At 57.1% G+C, this 7,171-nt stretch carries 3 protein-coding genes and 3 pseudogenes; all 6 read left to right on the top strand.

Annotation, left to right across the window (positions count from 1 at the left end; translation table 11 throughout):
- Positions 1-152 (top strand): annotated as a pseudogene (locus BBW68_RS19410) (IS3 family transposase); the annotation flags it as partial.
- Positions 153-453: 301 nt separating this feature from the next.
- A complete protein-coding gene (tamA, locus tag BBW68_RS02470; protein WP_186821249.1) occupies positions 454-2,169 on the top strand; it encodes an autotransporter assembly complex protein TamA in 1,716 nt (571 codons plus the stop codon).
- Positions 2,166-5,936 carry an autotransporter assembly complex protein TamB gene (gene tamB / locus BBW68_RS02465; protein WP_070133863.1) on the top strand — a complete coding sequence of 1,257 codons (3,771 nt, stop codon included), beginning with the start codon at positions 2,166-2,168 and terminating at the stop codon, positions 5,934-5,936. The genes tamA and tamB overlap by 4 nt, the downstream gene beginning before the upstream one ends.
- A gap of 2 nt (positions 5,937-5,938) precedes the next feature.
- Positions 5,939-6,286, top strand: coding sequence for a gamma-glutamylcyclotransferase family protein (locus tag BBW68_RS02460; protein WP_070133862.1), 348 nt, complete (start codon positions 5,939-5,941; stop codon positions 6,284-6,286).
- A 93-nt stretch (positions 6,287-6,379) separates the two neighbouring features.
- Positions 6,380-6,553: pseudogene (locus BBW68_RS17505) on the top strand (IS110 family transposase); the annotation flags it as partial.
- Positions 6,538-7,032, top strand: a pseudogene (locus tag BBW68_RS02455) (integrase core domain-containing protein); the annotation flags it as partial. The pseudogenes BBW68_RS17505 and BBW68_RS02455, both read left to right, overlap by 16 nt.
- Positions 7,033-7,171 lie beyond the last annotated feature (139 nt).

The raw sequence follows: 7,171 nt of genomic DNA, 5'->3' as shown, positions 1-7,171 counted from the left end.
AACAGCGTCAGCGAAGCTCAGAGCGCGATAATCCGCTATATCACGGGCTATTACAGCGCTGTGCGGCCTCACTAGTACACGGTGGCTTGACGCCAAACGAATCGGAGCGACTGTACTATATACAGTCTAATGCGATGGCCAGTATTAGTTGACCACTACAGTTTCCGTTGTTGGCAGCCAGATAATTTCCGTGGGACTTGTCTGTTACGGTGAGCACGTTACACTCCTTTTAATGCTTATTGCGATGCTGTGTTGTAATGTAGCGCGATTTTGCACAGAATAATCGACAAATTTGCCTTAGGTTCACACAGAACAGACCGGAGAAAAGTGCAGGCTAGGCAGGCTGTACCAGCAGTTGAACAATTTAATGATGATTTTACTAGGTTAAGCCCGATGGATTGCGGGCTGGCAATAGAAACGGGAGTAAGCGTGCCAAGAATTCATGTGGTTTGCATGTCTTGCCTGCTAATCGTTGTGCCTGCCGTAGAGGCAACGAACGTTCGTTTGCAAGTAACAGGGTTATCAGGGGAGTTACAGAAGAATGTCAGGGCGCGTTTATCCACCATCACTAATGATGAAGTGACCTCCGATGGCCGCTTTCGCTCACGGGTGAGCGAAGCGGTGAAAGAGGGCCTTAAGGCGCTGGGATACTACGAACCTGATATCGACTTCGAGCTGCTACCTCCTCCTCTTGGCGGAAAGCGTCCGGTTCTGCTGGCGAATGTTACCCTTGGCGAACCAGTAAAACTGGCCGGAGAAACCGTGATCCTGCGCGGCGGCGCCCGCACAGACGAAGACTATCAAAAGCTGGTAAAAAGCGAGAAACTGCCGCTGGGCGCGGTGCTGAACCACAGCGATTATGACAAATTTAAAAGCTCGTTAAGCAATCTGGCGCTACGCAAAGGCTACTTCGATGGTGACTATCGTAAAAGCCAGCTGGGGGTATCGGTAGAGCGGCGTGAAGCCTTCTTGAATCTCGACTACGACAGCGGGCAGCGCTATCGCTTTGGCGCCGTCAGCTTCACCGGCTCGCAAATTCGCGAAGACTACCTGCAAAACCTGATGCCGTTTAAAAAAGGCGATTACTACAACTCGCGTGACCTAGCCGAGCTGAACCGCCGCCTGTCCGCCACCGGATGGTTTAACTCGGTGGTGGTGGCGCCGGAGTTTGATAAAGCGCGCGATAGCAAAGTGTTGCCACTGCATGGCGTGGTATCACCGCGCACTGAGAACACCATTGAGACCGGTGTGGGTTTCTCGACCGACGTTGGTCCACGCGTTAAAGCGACGTGGAAAAAGCCGTGGGTCAACGACCGCGGCCACAGCTTCAGCACCAGAGCCAATATCTCCGCTTCTGAGCAGCAGCTAGACTTCAGCTATAAAATGCCGCTGCACAAAAGCCCGCTCGAGCAGTACTACCTGCTGCAGGGCGGGTTGAAACGCACCGACCTCAACGACACCAAAGCCGACTCCAGCACGCTGGCTGCCTCGCGCTACTGGGACGGTTCCAGCGGCTGGCAGCGGGCGATCAAACTGCGCTGGAGCCTCAATCACTTTACCCAGGGCAGCGTGACCAATACCACCATGCTGATCTACCCGGGCGTCAGCGTTAACCACACCCGCTCACGCGGTGGGCTGATGCCAACCTGGGGAGACTCACAGCGCTACTCGCTGGATGTCTCCGATACCACTTGGGGCTCCGATATTGACTTCGCCGTGATGCAGGCGCAGAACGTCTGGATCCGCACGCTTGAAGATAAACACCACTTTGTAGTGCGCGGCAACCTTGGCTGGATAGAGACCAACAACTTTAGCAAGGTCCCACCTGACCTGCGCTTCTTCGCTGGGGGCGATCGCAGCATTCGTGGCTACAAGTACAAAGGTATTTCCCCACGCGATGATGAAGGCAAGCTGACAGGTGCCTCCAAACTGGCGACCGGCTCGCTGGAGTATCAATACAAAGTGAGCGGTAAATGGTGGGGCGCGGTCTTCGTCGATTCGGGCGAAGCCGTCAACGACATCAAGCAGAGTAATTTCAAAACCGGCGCGGGCTTCGGCGTACGCTGGCAGTCGCCGGTTGGGCCAATCAAGCTGGACATTAGCCGGCCGATTAGCGACCAAGACGATCGCGATATTCAGTTTTACATTGGACTGGGGCCTGAACTATGAAGTGGTGGAAAAAAGGGCTGATTGGCATTGTAATTTTTATTGCCCTGCTGGGCAACATCGCATTTTTACTTGGCACCACCACCGGTCTACATCTGGTGCTGAACGGCGCTGCGCGCTGGGTGCCGAGCCTCGATATCCAGCAGGTGGACGGCGGCTGGCGTAATCTCACCGTCAAAGGCGTGAAGTATGAGATGCCGGGCGTAACGGTCAATGCTGGGGAATTTCACCTCGCGCTGAAGCTGAGCTGCCTGAAAGAGAGCGCCTTCTGCGTCAACGACCTGGCGCTGAAAGACGTTAACGTGGTAGTGGACAGCAAAAAAATGGCTCCGGCCGCCAATCCGCTGGTTGAGGAAGAGAGCAGCAGCGGGGAGATCGCCACTCCGTATCCGCTGACCCTCAGCAGGCTGGCGCTGCACAACATCCACCTGAAGATTGATGATACCGCCATTTCTCTCGCCGACTTATCCAGCGGCATGCACTGGCAGGAGCGTAAGCTGACGCTGACGCCAACCCACATTCAGGGGCTACTGATTGCGCTGCCGAAAGCGGCAAAAGTCGCTGACAAGCAGGTGGTCCAGCCAAAAATGCAGGATCCTCAGCCGGATGAAAAGCCGCTGGGCGAAACCCTGAAGGCGATGTTTGCCAAACCGCTGCTGCCGGACCTGCCGGAGTTCACCATGCCGCTGGATGTCGAGGTGCAACATATCCTCGGCGAGCAGCTGCGCATCACCGGCGACAGCGATATTGCGGTTAACCGCCTGCTGCTGAAGGCCAAAACCGAAAACAGCCTGCTGCAGCTTCAAACCCTCGATGTTGACTCGCCGCAGGGGCAGCTTAACGCGCAGGGCCAGGCGATGCTGAGCGGCAGCTGGCCAGTCACCTTCAATCTCTACAGCGAGCTGAACATCGACCCGATCAAGGGCGAAAAAATCAAGCTGACGCTGGACGGCGGGCTGCGCGATGCCCTGAAGCTGGCGCTGAACCTCTCTGGCCCGGTGCGCGCCCAGCTGGACGCGGATACCCAGCTGGCAGAAATTGGCCTGCCGCTCAATATGACGCTGCAAAGCCCGCAGCTGCGCTGGCCGCTGGATGGCGCGGCGCAGTACCAGGCGGATAACCTCAACTTCACCTTCAAAGGCAAAGCCACCGATTACGTGATGTCGCTGAAGGCGGCGCTGCAGGGCCAGTGCATCCCGCCTACCACCCTGACGCTGGACGGTAAAGGTAACGTTGAGCAGTTTGCGCTGGACAAGCTGCGGCTGGCGGCGCTGCAGGGCAATGCTGACCTGACCGCGCTGGTGGACTGGAGCAAAGCTATCAGCTGGCACAGCGAACTGCTGCTGAACAGCATTAATACCGCGAAGCAGCACCCGAACTGGCCGGTGAAGCTGGAGGGTAAAATTACCACGCGCGGCAGCCTGTACGGCGGCAGCTGGCAGATGCGCGTGCCGGAGCTGAAGCTGAGAGGCAACGTCAGGAATAACGCGGTCAGCGCCGACGGTTCGCTGTATGGCAACAGCTATAACCAGTGGAATATCCCGGGCATCAAGCTGGTGCTGGGGCGCAACAACGTCGATGTCAAAGTCTTGCTCGGCGATAAGCTGAACCTTGATGTCAATATCGATGCGCAGCATCTCGACAATGCCCTCCCGGGGCTGGGCGGCGTGGCCAAAGGCACCCTGCACGCGCGCGGTGACCTGAAAACCCCGCAACTGCTGGCCGATCTCACCGCCACTGGGCTGGGCTGGCAGGAGATGAGCATTGGCCGCATCAAGCTGGACGGCAACGTCAGCTCCGGCGAGCAGGTGCAGGGCAAACTGGCGCTGCGCGTTGAGCAGCTGAAGCAAGATGCGCTGGCGGTGGATCTGCTGACCCTAGATGCCAACGGCACGGAGAAGCAGCATCAACTGAAGCTCAATCTCAAAGGCGAACCGGTTTCGGGCCAGCTGGCGCTGAACGGCAGCTTTGACCGCGCCACTCAACGCTGGCAGGGCAACCTCAATAATACACGCTTTGATACCTTGGTCGGCGAGTGGCGCTTAACCCGCGCTATCGCGCTCAATTACCTCAACAGCGCGCAGACGGTGAAGATCGGCCCGCACTGCTGGCAGAACCCGAACGCTGAGCTGTGCATGCCGCAGACGGTAGTAGCCGGCCCTTCCGGTAAAGCGCGCGTGGTGCTGAATCGCTTTGACCTAGCGATGATCAAGCCCTTTATGCCGCAGACTACCCAGCTGAGCGGGGTGTTCAGCGGTGATGCGGATGTTTCCTGGAGGGCCGATGGCGCACTGCCAACCGGTCGCGTCTCGCTGAAGGGCAACGGGGTGAAGGTGAAGCAGGATGTGCAGGGCAACACCCTGCCGATCGCCTTCAACAAGCTGAACCTCAACGCGGCGCTGAAAAATGGTCGTGCCCAGCTTGACTGGCTGCTGCGCATCGCGGGTAACGACCAGCTCGACGGCAACGTACAGATTGCCGATCCGCAGGGAAAGCGCACGCTCTCCGGCAATATCAATATTGCTAACCTGTCGCTGGCGATGCTCAATCCGGCGCTAATGCAGGGTGAGAAAATCGCTGGGGTGCTGAGCAGCAACCTGCGCCTTGGCGGCAATCTGCAAAAACCACAGGTGTTCGGTCAGTTGGGGCTGCGCAATGTCGACGTCGACGGCAGCTTTATGCCGGTTGACCTGACGGCGGCCAATCTGAATATGGTGTTCAACGGGATGAGCTCGACGCTGGAAGGGCTGGTCCAGACCTCACAAGGGCAGATAGCGCTTAACGGTGACGCCGACTGGAGCCAGCTGGATGCTTGGCGCGCGCGCGTGGCGGGGAAGGGCGACAAAGTACGCGTTACTGTGCCGCCGATGGTGCGTATGGACGTCTCGCCGGACTTGGTGTTTGAAGCTACGCCGCAGCTGTTCAATCTCGACGGTCGCGTCGATATTCCCTGGGCACGCATTACGGTGCAGGAGGTGCCGGAGAGCGCCGTTGGCGTCTCCTCCGACGAAGTACTGCTGGATAAAGACCTCAAGCCGATTGCGCCGAAGTCTACCGCCATCCCGATCAAGAGTAACCTGATCATCCACGTTGGCAATGATGTGCGCCTCAGTGCCTTTGGCCTTAAAGCCAAACTGAACGGCGATCTCGAGCTGGTGCAGGATAAACGTGGCCTAGGGCTGAACGGGCAGATCAACATTCCGTCCGGCCGCTTCCACGCCTACGGGCAGGACCTGCTGGTGCACAAGGGCGAGCTGCAGTTCTCCGGCCCGCCGGACCAGCCGTACATCAACATGGAAGCGATCCGTAACCCGGAAGCCACCGAGGATGATGTGACTGCTGGGGTGCGCGTCACCGGGCCGGCGGATGAACCAAAGGTTGAGATCTTCTCCGACCCGGCGAAATCCCAGCAGGAGGCGCTCGCCTATCTGCTGCGCGGCCAGGGTTTAGGCACCTCCGGCAGCGATAGTGACGCATTAACTTCCGTCTTGGTCGGATTGGGGGTTGCACAAAGTGGTCAGGTTGTGGGTAAAATCGGGGAAACATTCGGCGTCAGCAACCTGACGCTGGATACTGCAGGGGTTGGCGACAGTCGGCAGGTGCAGGTCAGCGGCTACGTGCTGCCGGGTCTACAGGTAAAATACGGTGTTGGCATATTTGATTCACTGGCGACGTTAACGCTGAGTTACCGCCTGATGCCCAAACTCTATTTGGAAGCCGTGTCTGGTATCGACCAAGCGCTGGATGTGCTCTATCAGTTTGAGTTTTAACAATGCGAATAACTGTCTATGGCAGCCTACGACGCAAGCAGGGCAACAGTCACTGGATGACGAATGGGCAATGGCTGGGCGATCATCAGATCGACGGCTACGATCTCTATAATCTCGGGCTCTACCCGGGCGTGGTTTACGGCGAAGGTCAGGTCTACTGCGAAGTCTACCGGATCGACGCCTCCACGCTGGGCGAGCTGGATGCGCTGAGAACCAAAGGTGGGGAGTACAAACGGGAGCTGCTGCAAACGCCGTACGGCAGCGCTTGGCTCTATGTCTATCAGCGTTCCGTCGCCGGCAGGCAGCATATTGCCAGCGGCGACTGGCTGCTGCGGAATGCTGCTGAATAACGTCCCAATAAACACCGCTGGCGGTTAATGAGATGGTCCCACCACCCTGTGAGTGGTACCCTGACAGGGTGTTTCTTTATGGAGAAGACCATCATGCAAAACGTCACGCTGATTAGTATCGATCTCGGCAAACATTCTTTTCACATTCATTGTCAGGATAAATCAGGCAAGGCATGACTGCGGAAAAAATTTACCCGCACCAAACTCATCGAGTTTCTGGCTACGTGCACACTGACTACTGTTGTAATGGAAACCTGCGCTGGGTCCCTGAGTTCAACTGCGATAATGGCGATAAGTTGCGGGTCACGTTCACTCTGGACTGTTGCGACCGGGAAGCGCTGGACTGGATAGCCACGAATGGAGGCTATACCAGTGATATCGTAAAAGACGGCATGATGAACAGCGGCAGCAAGCGGTTCGGCAACCGACTGCCTGACTTGCCGATAGAGTTCCTGAGCGACAACGGGTCATGTTATACGGCGAAAGAAACCAGAGCGTTCAGCAGGCAACTAAATCTGGAGCAGAGAACAACCGCGGTGCGGAGCCCGCAGAGCAACGGAATGGCGGAAAGCTTCGTGAAGACAATGAAACGGGACTATATCAGCGTGATGCCGAAGCCAAACCGTGAGGTGGCTCTGATGAACCTTGCCGTTGCCTTCGAGCATTATAATGATAAGCATCCCCACAGTGCACTGGGATACCGCTCACCACGTGAGTATCGTCGCCGGCGCGAGTCGTTAACTTAAGAGTGATCTGGTGTCTGGATTTATAGGGTCAAATCCAGTTGTTTCACTACCCGTGAAGCCATTTGCCACCATTTCCTTCCATATCTGGCTGGCATTATGATTGCCGCGTTCGCGCCGTTCTTCCAGCCACCCACGCCAG

Origin of the sequence: Candidatus Erwinia dacicola (assembly GCF_001756855.1) — a bacterium.
Lineage (GTDB): Bacteria > Pseudomonadota > Gammaproteobacteria > Enterobacterales > Enterobacteriaceae > Erwinia > Erwinia dacicola.
This window is presented reverse-complemented; position numbering and strand designations above follow the sequence as displayed.